Annotated in this window: 17 protein-coding genes and 1 pseudogene; 6 read left to right on the top strand and 12 right to left on the bottom strand. The window is 61.9% G+C overall.

Going from position 1 to position 18,624, the window contains the following annotated elements; genetic code table 11:
- Positions 1-16 precede the first annotated feature (16 nt).
- The gene (locus tag ND528_RS19485; protein WP_130929666.1) at positions 17-739 is read left to right on the top strand and encodes a tetratricopeptide repeat protein; all 723 of its coding nucleotides are present in this window, start codon (positions 17-19) and stop codon (positions 737-739) included.
- A gap of 10 nt (positions 740-749) precedes the next feature.
- The gene (locus ND528_RS19480; protein ID WP_130927037.1) at positions 750-1,022 is read left to right on the top strand and encodes a DUF3613 domain-containing protein; all 273 of its coding nucleotides are present in this window, start codon (positions 750-752) and stop codon (positions 1,020-1,022) included.
- A 112-nt stretch (positions 1,023-1,134) separates the two neighbouring features.
- On the opposite strand, the pseudogene ND528_RS19475 reads toward ND528_RS19480, so the two are convergent.
- From ND528_RS19475 to ND528_RS19465, 3 genes and pseudogenes are all read right to left on the bottom strand, one after another.
- Positions 1,135-1,495 (bottom strand): annotated as a pseudogene (locus ND528_RS19475) (DUF6124 family protein).
- Positions 1,496-2,366: 871 nt separating this feature from the next.
- Entirely contained in the window at positions 2,367-3,146 is a 780-nt protein-coding gene (locus tag ND528_RS19470) for a response regulator (protein WP_269077029.1), read from the bottom strand.
- Positions 3,147-3,252: 106 nt separating this feature from the next.
- Complete coding sequence (locus tag ND528_RS19465) at positions 3,253-3,723, bottom strand: A24 family peptidase (protein WP_263470954.1); 471 nt, start codon at positions 3,721-3,723, stop codon at positions 3,253-3,255.
- A gap of 75 nt (positions 3,724-3,798) precedes the next feature.
- Here ND528_RS19465 and ND528_RS19460 point away from each other — a divergent pair, with 75 nt between their 5' ends.
- On the top strand, positions 3,799-4,245 hold the full coding sequence (locus tag ND528_RS19460; protein WP_263470953.1) for a TadE/TadG family type IV pilus assembly protein: 447 nt from the start codon (positions 3,799-3,801) through the stop codon (positions 4,243-4,245).
- The gene (locus ND528_RS19455; protein ID WP_263470952.1) at positions 4,242-7,004 is read left to right on the top strand and encodes an ATP-binding protein; all 2,763 of its coding nucleotides are present in this window, start codon (positions 4,242-4,244) and stop codon (positions 7,002-7,004) included. The genes ND528_RS19460 and ND528_RS19455 overlap by 4 nt, the downstream gene beginning before the upstream one ends.
- Here ND528_RS19455 and ND528_RS19450 read toward each other — a convergent pair.
- The 5 genes from ND528_RS19450 to ND528_RS19430 all read right to left on the bottom strand — a co-directional run bounded on the left by ND528_RS19450 (position 6,989) and on the right by ND528_RS19430 (position 11,480).
- Complete coding sequence (locus ND528_RS19450; RefSeq protein WP_263470951.1) at positions 6,989-8,986, bottom strand: pilus assembly protein TadG-related protein; 1,998 nt, start codon at positions 8,984-8,986, stop codon at positions 6,989-6,991. The genes ND528_RS19455 and ND528_RS19450 overlap by 16 nt on opposite strands.
- Positions 8,987-9,205: 219 nt before the next feature.
- Positions 9,206-9,763 carry a DUF4136 domain-containing protein gene (locus ND528_RS19445; protein WP_263470950.1) on the bottom strand — a complete coding sequence of 186 codons (558 nt, stop codon included), beginning with the start codon at positions 9,761-9,763 and terminating at the stop codon, positions 9,206-9,208.
- A 41-nt stretch (positions 9,764-9,804) separates the two neighbouring features.
- The gene (locus tag ND528_RS19440; protein ID WP_073471800.1) at positions 9,805-10,416 is read right to left on the bottom strand and encodes a DUF4136 domain-containing protein; all 612 of its coding nucleotides are present in this window, start codon (positions 10,414-10,416) and stop codon (positions 9,805-9,807) included.
- 12 nt (positions 10,417-10,428) lie between these two features.
- Positions 10,429-11,178 (bottom strand): methyltransferase domain-containing protein, encoded by a 750-nt coding sequence (locus tag ND528_RS19435; RefSeq protein ID WP_263470949.1) that lies wholly within the window; start codon positions 11,176-11,178, stop codon positions 10,429-10,431.
- On the bottom strand, positions 11,178-11,480 hold the full coding sequence (locus ND528_RS19430) for a MazG-like family protein (RefSeq protein WP_016771852.1): 303 nt from the start codon (positions 11,478-11,480) through the stop codon (positions 11,178-11,180). Before ND528_RS19430 ends, ND528_RS19435 begins: the two co-directional genes overlap by 1 nt.
- A gap of 244 nt (positions 11,481-11,724) precedes the next feature.
- Between ND528_RS19430 and ND528_RS19420 the strand changes: the two genes are divergently transcribed.
- Together ND528_RS19420 and ND528_RS19415 are read left to right on the top strand one after the other, a co-directional pair.
- Entirely contained in the window at positions 11,725-12,018 is a 294-nt protein-coding gene (locus ND528_RS19420; protein ID WP_016771853.1) for a hypothetical protein, read from the top strand.
- A 137-nt stretch (positions 12,019-12,155) separates the two neighbouring features.
- Complete coding sequence (locus ND528_RS19415) at positions 12,156-13,505, top strand: MATE family efflux transporter (protein ID WP_262138829.1); 1,350 nt, start codon at positions 12,156-12,158, stop codon at positions 13,503-13,505.
- Positions 13,506-13,514: 9 nt separating this feature from the next.
- On the opposite strand, the gene ND528_RS19410 is transcribed toward ND528_RS19415, so the two are convergent.
- From ND528_RS19410 to ND528_RS19395, 4 genes are all read right to left on the bottom strand, one after another.
- Positions 13,515-14,306 carry a DUF4123 domain-containing protein gene (locus tag ND528_RS19410; RefSeq protein ID WP_263470948.1) on the bottom strand — a complete coding sequence of 264 codons (792 nt, stop codon included), beginning with the start codon at positions 14,304-14,306 and terminating at the stop codon, positions 13,515-13,517.
- The gene (locus ND528_RS19405; RefSeq protein WP_263470947.1) at positions 14,303-15,649 is read right to left on the bottom strand and encodes a type VI secretion system Vgr family protein; all 1,347 of its coding nucleotides are present in this window, start codon (positions 15,647-15,649) and stop codon (positions 14,303-14,305) included. The genes ND528_RS19410 and ND528_RS19405 overlap by 4 nt, the downstream gene beginning before the upstream one ends.
- A 233-nt stretch (positions 15,650-15,882) precedes the next feature.
- Complete coding sequence (speA, locus tag ND528_RS19400; protein ID WP_016771856.1) at positions 15,883-17,796, bottom strand: arginine decarboxylase; 1,914 nt, start codon at positions 17,794-17,796, stop codon at positions 15,883-15,885.
- Between the two features lie 220 nt (positions 17,797-18,016).
- Positions 18,017-18,388 carry a translation initiation factor Sui1 gene (locus tag ND528_RS19395; protein ID WP_263470946.1) on the bottom strand — a complete coding sequence of 124 codons (372 nt, stop codon included), beginning with the start codon at positions 18,386-18,388 and terminating at the stop codon, positions 18,017-18,019.
- Positions 18,389-18,624: the final 236 nt, after the last annotated feature.

Genomic DNA, 18,624 nt, shown 5'->3' with positions numbered 1-18,624 from the left:
TCATGGAGAGCGTTTGATGAAAGTACTGATAGTCATGGCAAGTCTGTTGCTGCTCAGCGGCTGCGCCACGGATGGCCAGGCGCCGTGGACCTCGCTGCTGTCGCCGTCCAGCTGCAGCAAACTCACGTCGGAGCAGGAACTGTCGCTGAACCTCGCCGATGATCTGGCCAGCGACGGCAAGCTCCACGCCAGCCTCGCCAACCTGCAAAGCCTGCCGGACAACCTCAGCGAAGTGCGCCTGCGCAAAGCCAAGGTCTATCGCCTGCTCGGTCGCAGCGAAGCCGAGCCGCTCTACCGCAGCCTGCTCGGCGGCTGCCTCACCGCCCAGGCCGAACATGGCTTGGGCCAGGTCTACGCCGCCCGTGGCGACAACGGCCAGGCCCAGGCCCACCTGCAACGCGCCGCGCGCCTGGCGCCCACCGACGAAAAAATCCGCAATGACCTCGGCGTGGTCTACCTCAACCAACTGCGCCTCAACGAAGCGAAATTCGAATTCCTCACCGCCATCGAACTGAGCCAGAACAATCAGTTGGCGACGCTGAACATGGTCACCCTGCTGCTCTACCAGAACGACTGGCCCCAAGCTGCGGAAATCGTCAGCCGCTCGAAACTGACCCCGGAACAATTCACCGAAGCGCAGCAACGCGCGGAAAAACTCAAAGCCCCGGCCCACGCCAAAGCCACACCCGGCGACCGCGTCGCCGCCTTCATCGACCCGCTACCGCCGACGCTCGAATAAGGAGACAGCCATGACCATCCGCAAAGGCCTGTGCTACCTGACTCTGCTCACCCTGCCCCTCGGCGCCCACGCCATCGACACCGGCCCGGCCTCGGCGCAACAACAGGAAACCGAAGGCTGGCTTGTCCTGCAAAGCCGCAACAAAGCCGCCTCGCCGAAACCGCAAAGCGCCACCGCCACTGAACGCGAACTGGCGATGCAGCGCTGGCTGAAGAAATACCAATACGAGATTCCGGATTTTTATGATCCGGATGCGGGCGGGAAGATCGAGAGCAAGAACTAGTCTGGTGGTGTTCTTGAAGGCCCCTTCGCGAGCAGGCTCGCTCCCACAGTTTGCAATGCATTTCCCCTGTGGGAGCGAGCCTGCTCGCGAAGAACGATAAAGCGGTCGCAGGTCAGGTCTGCGGATCAACCCGATCCAGCGCCCGATTCACCGCCAGCTCGGCCAGCATGACAATCTGCTGAATCGCCAACGCCGTGCTGCGCTGAAACCCGCTCAACTCGCCAGCGAAATTACTCGCCATCGCACTCGCTGACGCCAGCGACTCACAGGCATGCGCCAACAGGCTTTCGGTATCGACATTGGGCACCACCATGAACAGCGCTGGGCGGGTGCGGTCTTGCAGGTTCGGGGCAGAGATAGAAATCGAGCGCGCGTTTTATCGCTTCGCGGTTTTTCACAAGATCGTCGGCGCGCATGGCGTCTTCGAGCGGGGTGGTGGGGGATGGGGGTGGGTCTGGGATCAGTTTGTCCATTGAAACGGCTCTCCAAAATCTGCGGTGCGACCCAATGCCATTCTCACGGGGCAAATGGTGGCAACTGTATGCGGGGTGAGAATACCGGTTATGGACACCCGGCCAGACCGAAGTCTGCCCGCACACAGCCGCCATGACACATTGCAGACAGCGGACAAGCTGGCGGCGATTATGCGTGCACAGATACTGGATGACCATAAGTAGCAGGGTTCTCACACCCGATCGCCGAAGATTCGACGACAGCCAGAGACTAGTGACCCGACGTCCGACGGACAACCTGAAAACCTTGTGGGAAGGTTCTGGTTATTTTGAAACAGATTTAAACGACTTCGAGTTATCGGCGGACCGACTGGCCTCATCGCGAGCAGGCTCACTCTCTACAGAACAGCAAAAGCAAAAGCAAAAGCAAAGATCGCAGCCTTCGGCAGCTCCTACAGTTGAATCACGTACCAATTAAGAACAGGTCGGCTGTCAGGCCGCCTTCGCGAGCAGGCTCGCTCCCACAGAAAGCAAAAGCAGCGCAGCTGCCCGCGGCGAAGCCGCACCACTCAACAATGAGCGCAAGCTCGAGTAGCTTTTGACCTTGATCTTGATCTGGGAGCCCGTCGGCAGGCTGAGTGGAGGGATTGATCCGGGCGTGGGAGCGCAGCGACCGTACGACGCAGTCGTACACAGCGGAAGGAGGTGCAGCGAAGCAAACCGTAGCCGCTGCGCCAGGATCGATCCCGGAGCGAAGGAACACCGAGCCCCAGCGAGGGGCCGAACGTCAGGGCGCAGACCTTTTGGTTCTTTTTGGGGCGTTTGCCAAAAGGGACTCGCCGTAAGGGCGAAACCCTAAGAAGCCGTTACCGCAGCAACGGATATTCACCGATTAATGCGCCGTAACCCGCTGCCGCCCAGCAGACCCACTGGGCGACAAAGCCAAAGCCAACTGCGTCCGATTATGCATATGCGTCAACCGCAACACCTGCGACACATACAACTTCACCGTGTTCTCGGTAATCCCCAACTCACAGGCAATCTGATAATTGGTCTGCCCCTTGCCCACCAACCGCGCCACGTCCAACTGCCTGGGCGACAATTGACTGAACACCGCCGGCATCTCCACGGACTCAGGCTCACCATCACTCACCACCGGCGCAGGCGAGCGCCGCACTTTGTCCAGATCCTGATAAAGGTCATCAATCGACTCGGACAAAAACTGCAACTTCTGATTCAAATGCCCCAGATGCAGATTCTTCTGCCGTTCCTGCAAAGCCAGTTCCTGGCGCTGCACACCCTCAAGCAACTCTGCCAGATCAATCGGCTTCTGATAGTAATCGGCAATCCCCGCGCGCAACGCCTTGATCACATCCTGCTTGTCGGCGCGCCCGGTGAGCATGATCGCTTCGAACACCCGCTGCTTGCCGGCCAGCCGCTGCAACGCCTGGATCAACTCGATGCCATCCATATCCGGCATGTGCAAATCGCTCAGCACCAGACCGATGTCCGGATCCGCCCTGAACAGCTCGATGGCTTCAAGACTCGAGTCGCACGGCACGCAACGGTAGCCACTGCTCTCAAGAAACTCACAGAGTTCTTCGACGATCAGCGGCTGATCATCGACCACGAGGATTTTTACCGAATTAGGCTTGTTCACGAACCACTCCATTGCTCGGGCCAACGCTGACGATTCCTGCACTTTGGTGGCGTATTCACCTGCGTTGAAAGTAGACCCACTTTCCTACTATGTACATAGGACTAGTGGCACCCCGCGATCAGGCAACCCAGTACAGCGAAAGCACTACACCTACCCACACGAACGGCGCAAATGGCAGCTTTTTTGACTTGTCCGGGGCGAGATGGCGTAAAAGCTCTCTAAGCCATTGACCCATATGGGGCCAGACTTTTGGCGCGAGCAGCAGCCAAAGTACGCTGGCCACACCCGCGCCGATAAACGCACCAAGAACAAACACGCCGTTCGTCGCAAGACCCAGGGCTGTCATTAATTTCACATCACCAGCGCCCATGCGGCCGAGGAAATAACCCGGCAGCGTCAATAGCAAAGCGATCAGACAAGCCCAGCCGCCCTGCCCCGCATCGGCGCCCAGCCAGGTGCTGCCGGTCGCCAGCAACCAGACCAGCGCCAGCGCGCCCGCGCCCAAGGTCAACAGGTTGGAAATGCGCCGCTGTCGGGCATCCTGCGCGGCGCAGATCGCCAGCCAGATCAGAACGAGAGAAATCTGCATCCGCTGAAAGCCGTCCGTTTTGCCTGATTGATTCTATGCTGATACTACGCAGTGACTGTCAGGGTAGACGCACGCATGAAAAACGGCTTTCGCAGGTCGCAAAAAGGTGCGGTGGCGATCGAATTCGCCTTGGTGTTCATCATCTTTTTCGCAGTGTTTTACGGGCTGGTCAGCTACGGCCTGCCCTTCGTGATGATGCAATCGTTCAACCAGGCCACTGCCGAGGCGGTGCGCCGCAGCGTTGCGGTCGACCCGGCCACGCCGAACTATTCGACGGCGGTGGTCAACACCGCCAATGCCGCGCTGACCCAACAACTGCAATGGCTGCCCTCGGCCTTGAATCTGGTGGTCGGCACCGACACCAGTGCGGCGTACGACGCGGGGACTGGCACCCTGACCGTCAGCGTCAATTACCCGGTGAGCAAGCTCAATCAGATCATGCCGTTTCTGGTGCTGCCCGGGATCGGCACGGTGCCCAATCTGCCGACGCACCTGACCGCCAGCTCGAGCCTGCAATTTTGACCGCAGGCGATAAGCTTTTAGGGCGCTTGCTCAAGCGCGCCCCCGTCGCAGCCCACGACTTGCCGGACCACCTCGGCGCGCCGCCGATCGGCCTGCATTTTTATCTGGATGGCAACGGCGATGTATTGCAGATCGCCGGCCCGCTGCGGCATTTGCTCGCCCAGCACAAACCCCAGGGTCAGCCGCTGCCGCTCAGCGTCTATCTGCTGCCGCACAGTCTGCTGACCATCGAAGGTCAGCCGAGGGACTGGCAGGGGCAACTCCTCGATCTCGACTTTTCCGGGCTCAATGGTCAGCCCCTGCACCTTCGCGGCTGGGTGCAGCCACTAAACGATGGCTGGCAACTGCAGATGCTCGACATCGCCGACCTGTTGCTCGAACGTCAGCAAGCGCGCGATCGCGACGCCTGCCAGACCCTCGCCGCGCAGGTCAGCGATCGTCTGCGCACGTGCAGTCTGACGCGTCTGCCGACGGTGCTTGGTGAACAATTGCAGGCCATCGCCCAGCGCTGGCACATCCCCTGTCTGGCAGTGGCGCTGCTCGATGAACAGGCCCAGGGCTGGCAGATTCATCAACAGTTTCGTGGCCACGACGCCCCGCAACTGTGGGAGGACGGCCAGCCGCTGGGCACGCCGCTGGACAGCCTCAACGGCAGCGCGCCGCAACGCCTCGCCGGCCCGCAGGGCCGCTATGAGCATTCGCGATTGCAGGCCACGTTCGGCAACGCCAACGGTTTCGCCGTGCCCTACAGCAATGACCAGGGCGTGGTCGCGTGGCTGCTCTGCGGGTTTTATACGGTCGACAACGTGGCGCCATGGCTGACCGATCGCGACTGGCTGACCTTGGCCGGCGCGCTGGCCGGGCCGCTGCTCAGCCGCTTGCGCGAGCAGCGTCATGTGCAATCGATGGAGCGGCTCGATTCTCTGCAACATCTGCTTGGCACTGGCTGGTGGGAAGTCAGTGGCGCAGAGCAGATTGCCCTGGCGCCGACGCTGGCCTCGGCACTGAATCTCAGCGATCGCCTGCTGCCGGTAGGAGACTGGCTGTCGCTGTTTCATCCCGCCGACCGCAACGAGTTGCGCAGCCGTTTGCGCGCCCTGCAACTGCAAGGAGAAGCGCTGACCCTGAGCGTGCGTCTGCACCGCGCGGAGGCCGGCGCAGCAGCGACGTGGTATCGGATTCAGGGTCAGGTCAGCGGCACCGGTGAGCATCGGCGTCTGGTGGGGTTCATGCTCGATATCAGCGATATCCAGAATCAACAACAGCGCGCCGCCGCCGCCCATGCGCGACTGGACAATCTTATCGCCAGTTCGCCGGCGGTGATCTACGTGCAGCGCTATGCAGAAGGCGCGCTGATCCCGGCGTTTTTCAGCGCCAGCCTGCAACCCTTGCTGGGCTGGACGCTGGAAGATTGCGATGCAGCAACACTGGTCGAGCACGTCCATTCCGACGACCGCGAACTGTATTTCCAGCGCAACCGCCAGTTGTTGCGCGAAGGTTCGGTGCGTGCGCGTTATCGCCTGCGTGACAGCCGTGGCGATTACCACTGGCTGCTCGATGAAGCGAAACTGCTGCGCAACGATCTCGGCCTGCCGGTCGAGGCGGTGGGCCTGTGGCTGGATGTCACCGACGCGACGCTTGCCGCCGAGCAGGTGCGGCAAAGCGAAGAGCGCTACCGGATTCTGGTCGAGGACTCGCCGGCGATGATCTGCCGTTATCGCCCTGACCTGACGCTGATCTTTGGCAACCGACCGTTGGCGACTTATCTGGAATGCACCCCGGAACAACTGTCCGGGGTTGATCTGGGTGGCTGGATGTCCGATGAACAGCGCGCAGCGTTCGTTCAGCGCTTGAGCCAACTGACGCCGCAACAGCCAGTGAGTACAGCGCAAATCAGCCTGCAATTGCCCGGACGCGAACACGCCTGGTGGGTCTGGTCGGATCGCGGCGTGTTCGATGAGCAGGGACAGTTGATCGAAGTGCAAGCGGTGGGCCGCGACAACACCGAGGTGCGCCGCTCGCAACAGCAACTCACCCAAAGCGCGAAAATGGCCACCCTCGGCGAAATGGCTACCGGCCTTGCCCACGAGATCAATCAACCGCTGAACGTCATGCGCATGGCCATCGTCAACGTGCTCAAGCGCCTCGGCAACGGTGATGTGAAGGTCGATTACCTGACCGACAAACTCAACCGCATCGACGCTCAGGTTCAACGCGCAGCGAAGGTGGTCGACCACATGCGTGTATTCGGCCGGCGCTCGGAAATCGAACAACAGTTGTTCAACCCGGCCCAGGCCATCGAAGGCACCCTGTCGCTACTGGCCGAAGGCATGCGCGGCAAAGGTGTCGATCTGCGCATCAGTGAGACCGGTTTCGAGGCGCAGGTGCGCGGCTACGTCGATCAGTTGGAGCAGGTGCTGATCAATCTGATGGTCAACGCCCGCGACGCCCTGCTCGGCAAACGCGAGGGCGACTCAACGTTCAAGCCGTGGATTTCGATCTACGCCGAGCGCGACGAGGAAAGCGTGCGGCTGTGGGTCGAAGACAATGGCGGCGGTATCGATCCGCGTTTGCTGGAGCGGATCTTCGAGCCGTTCTTCACCACCAAGCCGATTGGCGTCGGCACCGGTCTGGGCCTGTCGGTGAGCTACGGCATCATCGCCAACATGGGCGGGCAATTGAGCGTGCGCAACTCCACGGAGGGCGCACGGTTCTGCATCGAATTGCCGATTGCCACGGATGATCAGATCACCAGATAGGCCTTGCCGGTCTGCCCGCAGGTCATGTTGGCGCCCACCTCGGTGTTCATCAGATTGATGCCCAGGCCTTTGAGCAAATTGTTCAGCAGCGGGTCGAGCAAGGGGCTGATCAACCCGGTGACCACCGGCAACAAGCGGTTGCTGACGTCGCTGATCAACGAAGCCACACCGGTGACGATAGCGCCCAGCGGATTGCTGCCCACGGGTTTGTAGACGATCAGGTTGATGCCGGAAAGCGTGTTCGCCAGGCTGCCGACGATGTTGCTGGTCGGCGCGGCCGGTAGCAGGCTCGGCGGCAGTTTCAGATTGGCCGGGGTGGCGAAGGGTGTGGTGCTGGAGAACAGCAGATTCTGCGTGGTCTGCGCGACGCTGGTGTCGAGTTTGATGGCGATGCCGCCCGCGCCGTATTGCACGTGGGAGGCGGCATCGCAACTGCCGATGCCGAGAATCCTGTGGCAGGTGATGATGCCAAGATCGACCAGCGGCAACGGCGCCACCGTTGGTTCGGCGACTGAAGAGAACGCCGCGACAGGATCGATCTTGCCGAGCTTGAGATCAGCCAGAGAGGTTGTGGTGGCGGCGGTAAGGCTTTTGCTGCCGCTGTCGTCGGTCGGGCAGCGGTAATCGGTGACATAGCTTTTCGCCCCGCCGGCATCCAGCGCGATGTCGATCTGCGGTGAGGGCAGCAGCTTCGGATCGAGCTGTTGGCAGCCGGCACCCAGCAGGCAGAACACTGAATTGAGCGTGTCCACCAGATTCAGGCTCAACAGCGCATTGAGCGTCGGCGTCAGCGTACCGACCAATCCCAGCACCGCGTTCGTTAGCCCTGTCACTCCCGACAACACTGGCAGGTTGACGGATAACATCGTGCGAATCTGCGCAGTGCGCACATATATCCGGTCCGGTCCCAAGGGATCGGCCTTGGCCCGCGCCGGGTCGCCGATCGCCGAGAACTGTGGCGGCTCGATCACCTTGACCCGCACCGTGACACCGGCCAGCCCCAGCACGTTGACCGGCAAGTTCGCCGCCACCGCGCTCTTGCTGTTGGCCAGTTGTACCACGCCCTGCACCAGTTGCAGCAATTGCAGATTGGCATCCAACCCCGCCGCCGTGGTGCCGGTTTGCAGCTGCAGGATCTCGCCGAGTCTGACCGGCGCCGCATTGATGGCGGCGGCCTGCAACTGGCCCAGCGCGGTGACCACTTGCGCGGTCGCACCGTTGAGCTGCACCACGGTCGCAGCTGCCTGAATCAACTGCGTCACGGTCGCTTGGGTGTTGAGCAATTGCGTGTAGTTGCCGGCACCGAGGTTGAGGTCGATGGCCAGTTGATCGAGGTATTTGAGCAGGTTGATATCGGTGTGCAGCAAGCCGTCCCAGCCCACCGCCGTGAGGTTGACGTTGCCGCCGAGCAACCCGGAAAACAGCGGATTGAGGATGTTCGACTGCGCCGTGTCGATGCTGGCGAGGGTGCTGCGAATATTCAGTTGGGCGACGGTCGGCTGCGGTTTGGCCGCGACTGCCGAAGCATTGAGTGTGGTGTTGAGGCTGACCGGCGTGGCACTGAACAGCGCCTGCACACCGCCAGCAAAACTGCTGGTGACCGTACGACTGGCAGCGACTTTGACTGCGCTTGATTGCGTGGCATCGACAGTGAAACTGCGCATACCGCTGGCAGCGGTGGCCAGTGTGCCGCAGGTGGTCGCCAGTGTATTGGCGGCGTCCACCACGTAACCGTTGCGCAGTGCACTCTGCCCGGCATAACTGGCGGCGGTCAGCCCGGGCAGGCAGTTGCCGCCGCGACTGACCGCTTCGAGGGCGGCGGTATCCACCACCCGCTGCAATTTGCGCTGTTCCATGTACAAGCGACCGCTGTCGACCACCAGCAACATCATCACCAGCGCCAGACTCAGGGTGGCGGCCGCCATCAAGCCGATCGCCCCGCGTTGCCGGGCCGGGCCGTTGCCTTGCGATCCTGGCGACATGGCGCACTCCTTTGCCGGCGCAGTGCCGAGCGCTACCTCCGTTAATGAAAAAGAGTGTAGACGCGGTCGGTCGAGAGTGCTGGCGTCGCGCCATTCCTGTCACCACCGCCACTGTGGGAGCGAGCCTGCTCGCGAAAGCGTCGTGCCAGAGGATTCAATGCTCTATGACACACCACCTTCGCGAGCAGGCTCGCTCCCACAGGGACGGTTCAGAGCGGTTCAACGCGGTGGATAGTTGGCCAGAATCCTTGCGACGGTTTCGCGAATGGCATTGCTGCGATCGGCGGGATTCGGGCGGCTGCTGAGCATTTGCTCATCGCTGCCACGCCAGACCAGTTTGCCGTCCTTGCCGTCGAGCAGGTCGATCTGAATGGTCGCGACCTTGTAGGTGATGTTGCGCGTTTCGTTGTACATCGGCGCGCCCCAGTAGCCGTTCCACGGGCCACCCCAACCGCCGCCGTAATTGGTCGTCACTTGCTGCTGCCGGTCCTCGACGATCAGGTAGGTCTGCACGCTCAGATCACCGTTGCCGCCGCCGGCAGCCGGGCGTAAACCGCGCTGATCGAGTTGATCGGACACCGCCTGGCGGATGCGCTGTTCGGTCAGGTCGCTTTTGATGCGCGGATCATCGGGGCGATATTGCAGGGCCGGGTCTTTCCAGCTCCAGCTGCGATAAGCGGCAAAGTCGCGGCTGGCGTCGAAATCGTGATTGACCTGATTGGCGGCGCAGGCACTGAGCAGCGCGGCAACAGCGAGTAGAGCGAGACGGCGGAACATGATTTTTCTCCGGGTGAAGACATGAACCTGCTGACACGACGTCAGCTGGGAGGATACGCCGCCATGGCTTTTTCCACAGCCTCGCGGATCGCATCGGCGCGTTCGATCTGATTGCCTTGGGTGCCGGTCTCGGCGCTGGCGCTCCACACTGGCTGACCATTGCCAGCATCGAACAGATCGACCCGCACCACCACGACCTGCTCCTGATAAGTGCGCATGACCGGCACGCTGTTGTACATGCCGTAACCGCGACCATAACGATCATAGCCGCCGTATCCGCCGTAGTAGCCGTAATCATCGCGCACCTGACGCAAACGGGTTTCCAGACGCAGGTCGGCGCTGACCAGCAGGTCAGCCGGGCGGTTGTCGCGCATCGGCCGCAAGCCGCGTTGGTCGAGGGCGTTGCTGACCGCCTCGGCCACTTGCGCCGAATCGGCCCACGCCGTCCCCGGTGGTAATTGGCCGTCGCGCCAGGCCCAATTGCGGTAGCGCCCGTAATCACGCGGCGGCGCCGGGTAGGCGCTACGGTCGAAGGTAGTGGCTGCTTGCGGCGGTGCCGGCGGCAAGGGCCGTGACTGGGCCACGTAGGGGTTGCTGCCCTGGCAAGCGGCCAACCCCAGACTTATCAGCAATAACCCGCATCGAGCTTTCATGTCGCGCTCCGCTCAGATCGGCCGGCAGATCCAGTGCAAGTAACGCCCAAGCCCGGCGAAGCCTGGGTGACGACGGTGCGCGAGTTCCATTTCCAGCAAGTCCGCCAGTTCGGCGCGGGCCTGGAATTCCACCGGCATGTAATCGTGAAATACCCGTACGCCGCTCTGACTTTCGACCTGCCACATTCCGGCGAGTTGCGTTGCCAATTCCCGTGGGTCGAGGGGTTGTTGCGGGGTCAGGCTCTGCTTCTCGCCGGCCATGACGTTCTTGCGCATTTTCTTGAAGTGGCCCTTGAGCAGATTGCGATAAATCAGCGCATCACGGTTGTAGAACGCCAGTGACAGCCAGCCGCCGGGCTTGGTCAGTTGATGCAGCACCGGCAGGATCGCGTGGGGCTCGGCGAGCCATTCCAGCACGGCGTGGCAGATCACCAGATCGTAGGGCTCGTTGAGCTGACCGGGCAGTTCCTGCCACGGCGCCTGAATGAATGTCGCGGTGTGTCCGGCTTCGGCAAAACGCTGGCGCGCACCCTCGAGCATCGGTTCCGCCGGTTCGGTGAAGGTGACGTCATGGCCGCGCTCGGCCAGCCACAGCGACATGTGCCCAAGGCCGCCGCCGATATCCAGCACGCGCAGCGGACGATCCGGCAAGGCCTCGCTCAGGTCGGCCTGCAACACGGCGAGGCGAATCGCGCCTTTGGCGCCGCCGTAGATTTTTTCGGCGAAGCGCGTGGCCAACTGATCGAAATGACGGTCGCTCATCAGCTGAACCGCCGTTCGCTGTCGGCGAGCTTGGCGCGCACCACTTCATTCATGTCCAGGCCCAACTCGCTGCACAGCAGCAACAGATACAGGACGATATCGCCGACTTCCTGCCCGGCATGGGCCAGTTTATCCGCCGGCAACTGGCGCGACTGGTCTTCCGTCAGCCACTGGAAGATTTCCACCAGCTCGGCCATTTCCACGCTGGCGGCCATGGCGAGGTTTTTCGGGCTGTGAAATTGCCGCCAGTCATTGCGGTCACGAATGGCGTGCAGGCGTTCGGTCAGTTCTACAAGGTTCATCGGGCTCTCCTGAAGACGCATAGCTTCGGGGGGATGCGGGCTGAAGGCAAGCAGCGCAGATGATCTATTGTGGGAGCGAGCCTGCTCGCGAAGGCGGTGGATCATCCAGACCGGATTTGCCTGACACGCCCCCTTCGCGAGCAGGCTCGCTCCCACACAGGATCCGGGCAAACCTTCTATCATGCAGGGAACTCGGCCGCCCTCGGTGTGGCCCAAGGCTCAGCTCTTTCATCGGGATGCACACATGCGCGTAGAAAGCTTTTTCGAATGGCTCGGCCAGGCACTCGGTTCGGTCATCCGTTTTATCGTCGACGGCCTCAGTGGCCTGTTCAATATGCTCAGCAATGCCGGCAGCAACTTTGTCGACGGCCTGGCGCAGACGCTGGGGATGGACACTTCGATCATCAGCATCATCGCGCTGATCGTCGGTTTGATGCTGCTGTGGTCGGCGATTCGGGCGTTCATGAACGCGTCGATCATTGCCGGGATCATCTGGTTGCTGCTGGGGTTGTGGTTGTTGAGCTGGATCATCCATTAACACCACCGCCACCCTGTGGGAGCGAGCCTGCTCGCGAATGGCCGGCACAGCCGAAGTCGGTCAGTCTTCGCGAGCAGGCTCGCTCCCACATTGAACGGCATGACTCGCTACAATCCCCGCTCCCCCAAGGAGCCTGCATGTCCTCTCTGATTACCGACTGGCGCGACCGCCCGACTCACCGCAAGGTCTGGGCGCTCGCCGCGCCGATGATTCTTTCCAATATTTCCGTACCGCTGGTGGCGCTGGTCGACAGCACTGTCATCGGTCACCTGCCGCATGCCCATCAGTTGGGCGCGGTGGCGGTCGGCGCCAGTCTTTACACCTTTCTGGCCTGGGCGATGGGTTTTCTGCGCATGGGTACCACCGGTTTCGCCGCCCAGGCTGCCGGGCGCAGCGATGGCGCGGCGTTGCGGCAGATTCTGTTGCAGGGCCTGCTGCTGGCGATGGGGCTGGCCGTCGTGCTCGGCACTCTTGGCGTGCCGCTCAGCGGCGTTGCCCTGCACTTCATGCAGCCGTCGACGGAGCTGGAGCTACTGACCCGGGAGTTTTTCCACACGCGCCTGTTCGGGCTGCCCGCAGCGCTGGCGACGTATGCGCTGGTCGGCTGGTTCCTCGGCACGCAGAACGCCCGAGCGCCGCTGGCGATTCTGCTGAGCACCAACCTGATCAACATTGTGCTCAATCTGTGGTTTGTCATCGGCCTGGACTGGGGCGTGGTCGGCTCGGCACGCGCTTCGGTAATCGCCGAATGGAGCGGCGCCCTGCTCGGCCTGTGGCTGACGCGCACGGCGTTACGCGCCTATCCGGGGCAGATCATCTGGTCGGCGCTGAAAATCTGGCAGAGCTGGCGCCCGCTGCTGGCGGTCAACCGTGACATCTTCATCCGCAGCCTCGCCCTGCAATCGGTGTTTTTCCTGATCACCGTGCAAGGCGCGCGGCTCGGCGATGCGACCGTTGCAGCGAATGCGCTGCTGCTCAACGGCCTGCTGCTGACGGCCCATGCCCTCGATGGCCTGGCACACGCCGTTGAAGCGTTGTGCGGGCATGCCATCGGCGCGCGGGATCGCCTGGCCTTGCGTCGATCGCTGGTGGTGGCGGGCGGCTGGTCGCTGATCGCCAGCCTCGGGTTCGCCGTGCTGTTTCTGCTCGCGGGGCACCTGTTCATCGAGATGCAGACCGATATCCAGAGCGTGCGCGACACGGCGTTCGTCTATCTGCCCTACCTAGCCGTGCTGCCGTTGATTGCGGTCTGGAGCTACCTGCTCGACGGTTTGTTCATCGGCGCCACCCGCGCGCGGGAAATGCGCAACGGCATGCTGCTGACGGTGCTGCTGTTGCTGCCATTCGCCTGGTTCTTGCAGGCCTTGGGTAATCACGGCCTGTGGATATCTTTTCTGCTGTTCATGGTCTTGCGCAGCGTGACCCTAGGCGCGCAAGCCCTGTGGCTGAAACGCAGCGATGGCTGGTTCAGCGGCAAAGCTCACTGACGGCATCAGTCACTCCGCCGCGCCCCACTGCCGACGCAGAAAGTCGAGCCGTTCCAGCTGGGTCAGACCGGCCGGCGGCACGACCAGCACCGCGCGCGGATTGAGCAGGCGCAGCCACAGCCAGCCATCCAGCACGGCGCGATCACTGAAACCCAGTGCCAGGCCTTGTTGCACATGCACAGAAATCGTCTGGTAATCGACGCTCAGGGACTGGCACCAGCGCCAGATATGTTGCTCCAGCAGACAGGTTTGCAGGCGTTCGCGCTGGCGCCGGGTCAGGCTTTCTTCGATGCCCAGCGGTTCGACGAGCAGGCCGGGATTGCGCAGCTGTTGCCAGCCCTGACTGCCGATGGCGCGGTCGGCCCAGGTCCCGCCAAACCAGCGCAACTGACGGATCGGCCCGAGCCAGCGGCTCAGTTGCGTGGCGTCACAGGCATCGAAGAAGTAGCTGGCGGTCTGGCGGTTGTAATAGCTGAGCAAGGCCCGGTGATTCAAACCGAACGAGACGGTAAGCATGCGCTGCAAGTGGCTGAGCAGCTGCTGCGCCGGTATCTCGCAGCTCAGCAACAGGCCGCGCCAGGTGTCCGGATCGCGCAGACACAGGGCGGTCAATGCCGGGCTCTCGCGCAAATCGACGAGAACCGGTCCGTGCTCACTGACCGGTTGAAATTCGGTGCCGTCGAACAACCGGTGACGCTGCACATCGGCGAAGCCCTGGCGCAAGGTCAGCAGGGCGCGTGCCGCGTCCGGGGTATCGAGCAACAGCCATTGCGCCATCGGCTCAAGCGCCGCGCCGCTCATCGTGCGCTGCTCTGATCGAGCGCGGTGAGCAGCCGGCAACTGCACACGGACTCGGCGCAATGGTTGAAACTGCCACCGCCCGGCATCAGGCACAGCAGCAGCAACGGCTCGCCAGACTGCAACAGTTGCAGCAGGCCATCACTGACCAGCGGCTCGGGCAGCGGTGACGGCGGGTCACCCTCGATCGCATCCTCTGCCAGCGCCGGGGGTTGCAGAACGCCACTGACCATTGGCTGATCAGGATCGCCTTCAAGGAAACTCACCACGACCTCCACGCCATCGGCCAGCGCCGCCGAAGGCAAATCGTTCAGGGTCGGCGCGAGCGGCAGCCAGCAATGGCTGGGCGCTGCGCCCTCGCCTTGATAGAGCCAGTCGAATTGCACCGCCACCGGCCGCGAGCGATCAGGTTGCGCTTCGTCGACCGAAACCACCCAGGCACGCTGCAGGCTGTGCATGCGTTGCTTGGGTTGCGTCTCGGCAGGCGCACAGGCTGGCAAGCGCGTGGCCGCGAACAGGCGATTGCCATAGGGCGGCTCGAGAGATTGATCGCCACGGTGTTCGATGCGGGTCAGCAACCATGGGCGGTTGCATTCGATGAAGGGATGGTCGTCCAGCGGCAACCACTGACCACTGCGCAAGGCGGGCAGATCACTGTGTCCTTCGGCATTCGCTCCTCGCCGGTCGACCTGTGAATCTTCGTGCAGTTGCCATTGGCGTACGGCCGATGCGACGCAATCGCCCTGCTGTTCGGTTTCATAACGCGCCACCTCTGCCTGCGGCAACCGCGTCGGATCGTCGCCGAACACCAGGCAGTGCCTGTCGGGGTGATGTTCGAAGTAATAGTGAATGCGTGCCTCTGCGCACAGGCGCTGGAGCAGTTGCATATCGGACTCGCGATATTGCGTGCAGAAGGTGCGGGGCGGGTAGTCGCTGTGCAGCTCGTAACGTCGTTGCAGGCCGACAATGCCATGTTCGCGCAGCACCTGTTCGATGATCTGCGGCACAGAGCGGCCGCTGAAAATGCGCTGGCTCAAACGCAGATCAAGGCAGCCGAGCTTCGGCGCGAGACGCACTCGACTCAAGCGCAGGCCAAGGCTGTGCTCATGCTGGACAAGGCTGTGCAATTGCCCGTGCACACCCTGGCCGGGCGGGCCGAAGCACAGGAACGCAGAACGATGCAGCAGGCCGGCAAGATCCAGATGCGGATCGTCGATCACCACATCGATCTCGAAGGCGAAGGGTTCGCTGAGCGCTTCCCTTCCGGTAAAGGCGAGAACTTCGAAGGGGTCGGACAGGCCCGCTACATCGAGACGAAACGACGGCTCGTTGACTGGATCGAACATGGGCGGATCTCTACAGGAGGGGCGGCCGGGGATTCTCGCCGAGAGGCATGGCCGAGTAGAGAGGCGAAGTACAACTTAGGAAATGACCTACGCGAAAAGCAGACCAGAGGAGTTTGCTGACCGTGACAGCACAGGTTTTCGTGAAAAATTCAGGAGATGTCCCACCGGGTTGTCCGAATTTTCCACAGCTTGCGGAAAAAAATCGGACAACCCGGGCGGAACGCTATCGGGTCTCAGGAAGACAGATAGGAAGAGCGGGTCAGGCCCAGACGCAAGGCATCGAGGAACTGCGTGCGCTCGCTGGCACTGATGCGGGCACTGGCGCACTTGTCGCGGTAGTGAGTCATCAGTTCTTCCGGCGACAAGTGCACATAACGCAGCATGTCTTCGATGGTGTCGTGGGTCTCAATACCGGCGTGGTACACGCTGCCATCGGCGTTCTGGTAGATGTTCACCGAGTCGGTGTCACCGAACAGGTTGTGCATGTCGCCGAGGATTTCCTGATAGGCGCCGACCAGGAACACGCCCAGCAGGTAATCTTCGCCTTCATTCAACGCGTGCACCGGCAGGCTGGTTTCGATGCTCTGCTCGTCGACGTACTGGTTGATCTTGCCGTCGGAGTCGCAGGTCAGATCCTGCAGCACCGCACGGCGCAGCGGCTCTTCGTCGAGGCGATGCAGCGGGATGATCGGCAACACCTGATCGATCGCCCAGGTGTCCGGCAGGCTCTGGAATACCGAGAAGTTGCAGATGTACTTGTCGGCCAGCTTGTCGTTGAGTTCGTCGAGCACCTGGCGGTGCGAACGCTGACGCGCCTTCAGCGAGTTGTGCAGGCGCCGGCACACGGCGAAGTAGCATTGCTCGGCCAGGGCTTTTTCCGCCAGGGTCAGCTTGCCATCGGCATACTGCGCGGCCACGTCGCTCATGTAGTGGGTGGCGCGCCAGTAGGTTTCGGTGACCATTTCGATGTCGGTCGGGCCGAGCAGATCGACCAGCCACTGCACGGTTTCCGGCAGGCTTTCCTTGTTTTCGATCAGCGGGATTTCGTCGTTGTGTTTCTCGACGTCGGTGACCTGCACCACCAGCATTGCGTGGTGCGCGGTCAGCGAACGGCCACTCTCGGAGAAGATGTGCGGATGCGGCAGGCTCTGCGCGTCGCAGAACTCCTTGAGCATGCCGACCACGACACCGGCGTAATCGTCCATGTCGTAGTTGATCGAACTGGCATTGCGCGAGTGCGTGCCATCGTAGTCGACACCGAGGCCACCGCCGACGTCGATGTGATCGACCGGCAGACCGAGGTTGCGCAGCTCGCCGTAGTAACGGATCGCTTCCTTGAAGCCGTGCTGGTAGTCAGCCAGGTTGGCGATCTGCGAACCCATGTGGAAGTGCAGCAGGCGGATACCCTGATCCAGACCGGCGCCACGGAAGCGCTCGACCACCGACAGCAGTTGCGCCGCCGACAGACCGAATTTGGACTTCTCGCCACCGGTGTCCGCCCATTTCGACGAGGCCAGCGACGACAGGCGCACGCGCAGACCCACCTGCGGCTTGACCTTCAGCGAGGCGGCTTCTTCGATCACCAGGCCGACTTCGGATTCTTTCTCGATGACGATGAACACGTTGTGGCCGAGCTTCTGGCCCATCAGCGCCAGACGGATGAACTCGCGGTCCTTGTAACCGTTGCAGACGATGGTGCCGCCCTTCGGCGCCAGCGCCAGCACCGCCAGCAGCTCAGGCTTGGAGCCGGCTTCCAGACCGATGGAGACGTTCTGGGTGGCGATGATGTTCTCGATCACCGCTTCCTGCTGGTTGACCTTGATCGGGTACAGCGCGGTGTATTTGCTCTGGTATTCCAGGCGCTCGATGTTCGAATCGAAAGCGCCGGTCAACTGACGGACACGGTCTTGCAGGATGTCGGGGAACCGCACCAGCAGCGGCAAGGACAAACCGCTCTTGCGCAGTTGGTCGACTTGTTCGAACAGGTCGATAGGCGAGCTGCTCGGGCCGTTCGGACGTACTTCGACGCGACCGGCTTCATTGATCGCGAAATACCCGGCCCCCCAATGGCGAATCCCGTAAACGCTGCGGCTGTCCGCAACTGTCCATTGGCTGCCATCGTCTTTACGTGTGCGTCGTACGGACATCGAAGTCCCCTATAAAGAAGTCAGAGTGCGTCGCCTGACGTTCAGGCCGGCGCAGTCTAAAGAATGAAAATGACGGTTCGTCAGTGCGGCGGTAGACCGCACTGACTGCGTGGAGTTTAGAAACCGGTCATGAACAGGCTCTGTGAAAACCATGGCGACGACGCCGGATCCGAGAACACTCGAAGCCGGATCAAGCCGCCGGAGGGTTTCACAGAGGCTGCTAGCCGCCGGACTTCTTCACTTTGAAACCGTGCTTGACCAGCTCTGCCAAGAGTAGCTCGACGTGATCGCCCTGGATTTCGATGATGCCGTCCTTCAACGCCCCGCCGGTGCCACAACGTTTCTTCAACGTCGTCGCCAGCTCCTTGAGCGCGTCTTCGGCCAGGGGCACGCCGGTGATGGTGGTCACCGTCTTGCCGCCACGCCCTTTGCTTTCGCGACGCACGCGGGCAATGCCGTCACCGGCCGGGATCACGGTTTGTTTGCAGATACAGGCGTCTACCGGCTTGCTGCAATCCGGGCAATGACGACCTGCGTCGGTGGAAAATACCAGGCCGCCCAGGGCGGCGAAGGATGCGGCTTTCTTGGCCACCGGCAATCCTCTCGGGAGGACAAAGACTGATCGCAACCTTGGGCAAGGTCAGCGACCGCGAAGCCCCACTCAGGCAGGGGCAGCGCTACTGCATCGGAAACTTTGAACGCTGGACTGAATCTGTAGGAGCTGACGAGTGCAACAAGGCTGCGATCTTTTGATCTTGTTTTTTAAAAGATCAGGATCAAGAGATCGCAGCCTCGTTGCACTCGTCAGCTCCTACAAAATCTGCAGGC

This window comes from Pseudomonas mercuritolerans, from assembly GCF_025706525.1.
GTDB classification, from domain to species: domain Bacteria; phylum Pseudomonadota; class Gammaproteobacteria; order Pseudomonadales; family Pseudomonadaceae; genus Aquipseudomonas; species Aquipseudomonas mercuritolerans.
The sequence above is the reverse complement of the archived record's forward strand: the minus strand, read 5'-3'. Positions and strand labels throughout refer to the sequence as shown.